Here is a 1,484-nt window from a genome sequence, read left to right as displayed (position 1 = left end):
GTTATTAACAATGCTGCTATATGGAATGCAATCAACAATAATTTTTTGAATAAACTGAATATATACTCTCCACATTCCTATAAAACAATTGCTTGTGATTCAGGATATGTGGAAGTGATTCTTGATAATAACCAGGAATTAATATCATCGCTACTTATCTGCGCTGAAGGCAAAAACTCTAAATTACCAGAGTTATTTTCTATACCGACAGTGAAATTTGACTATAAACAAAGTAGCATAGTATTTAATGTAAAGCATGAACTGCATCACCAAAACTTAGCTGTGGAGCGTTTTTTCCCTGGCGGTCCATTTGTAATTCTACCGATGAAGGGTGGCTATACTTCTTCGATAGTTTGGACAGAAAAATCTGAAATTTCAAAAATGCTAATGAATCTGTCTGAAGAAGAATTTTATTATAGAGCTTAAAAAAAGATTTGGTTCTTATTTAGGAGAGATAAAATTAGAGGGTGAAAGAAAACTTTATCCTTTAAGTTTTGCTTTTGTAAAAAAGTTATATAAGGGTAGAGTTTTGCTTATCGGCGATGCAGCACATTCAATTCATCCAGTTGCAGGTCAAGGACTTAATCTTGGAATTAGAGATGTAGAAAGTGTTATAAAGCACGTAGTTGCTGCAAAAGCGGCTGGTACTGATGTTGGCAGTAGTTATTTATTAAAGAAAATTTCACGTAACAGATACTTTGATAATTTTACAATGGCGCTTGCAACTGATGGATTAAATAGGATGTTTTCCAACAGAATATTCTGCGCTAAAGCACTAAGAAATCTTGGCTTGATTGCAGTTGAAAATTCAAATTTCCTCAAAAAACGCTTCATTCGGCATGCTATGGGATTTATATAAATCACTATTTTATAGCTAATGCAAGTCAGGTTTCCCACGTCATACCGCCGCGGTATCTTGGCCGCTAACGCGTAGCGGGATGACGAATGTATCTGTTCAGCAGTTGTGTTAAAAGTCAATAGAAAAATTGATGTAGCTGTGGATAAGTACTTTTATCTGTATAAACGTGCTTATCCACAGCTATGCTGGCTCTTAGATAGAAACAGACAGAGAGTTATATTCCTCAGTAAAAACCCTGTCATCTCTGACTAAAGAGTTAGCAAGAATAAGCAATTTCCTCATGGCAGCAGTGGAAGCAATTTTATATGGCTTTTTATATTGACTATATAATCTAGTAAAGAAAGGTTTGATATAGGAATTAGGGGGGAGGGGGGATGTATGGTCCCAGAGTGTGATGGTATGATAAAATATGAGAAAACAATACCATCAAAGGAGGAATTATGGGACAAATATTACATGGGTGCGCCAAAACAACAGAGACAATTCGTAGAGCAATACAAAATAGTAAAGAGAGCATAGCAAAACTCTCCAGGTACTATAACCTTAATCCAAAAACTATCATTAAATGGAGAAAAACGGTCTTTTGCCAAAGACGCTGATATGGGTCCGAAGCATGCAAGATCAA

At 35.6% G+C, this 1,484-nt stretch carries 1 protein-coding gene and 2 pseudogenes; all 3 read left to right on the top strand.

Annotated elements, in window-relative coordinates; genetic code table 11:
* Window positions 1-859: pseudogene (locus tag WGMM_RS07220) on the top strand (FAD-dependent monooxygenase); the annotation flags it as partial.
* 378 nt (window positions 860-1,237) lie between these two features.
* Window positions 1,238-1,378, top strand: a complete 141-nt coding sequence (locus WGMM_RS06755) for a hypothetical protein (RefSeq protein WP_007548293.1) — start codon at window positions 1,238-1,240, stop codon at window positions 1,376-1,378.
* A pseudogene (locus WGMM_RS05805) lies at window positions 1,342-1,484 on the top strand (IS481 family transposase); the annotation flags it as partial. The gene WGMM_RS06755 and the pseudogene WGMM_RS05805, both read left to right, overlap by 37 nt.

Source organism: Wolbachia endosymbiont of Glossina morsitans morsitans, assembly GCF_000689175.1.
GTDB classification, from domain to species: Bacteria; Pseudomonadota; Alphaproteobacteria; order Rickettsiales; family Anaplasmataceae; genus Wolbachia; species Wolbachia pipientis.
The sequence above is the reverse complement of the archived record's forward strand: the minus strand, read 5'-3'. Positions and strand labels throughout refer to the sequence as shown.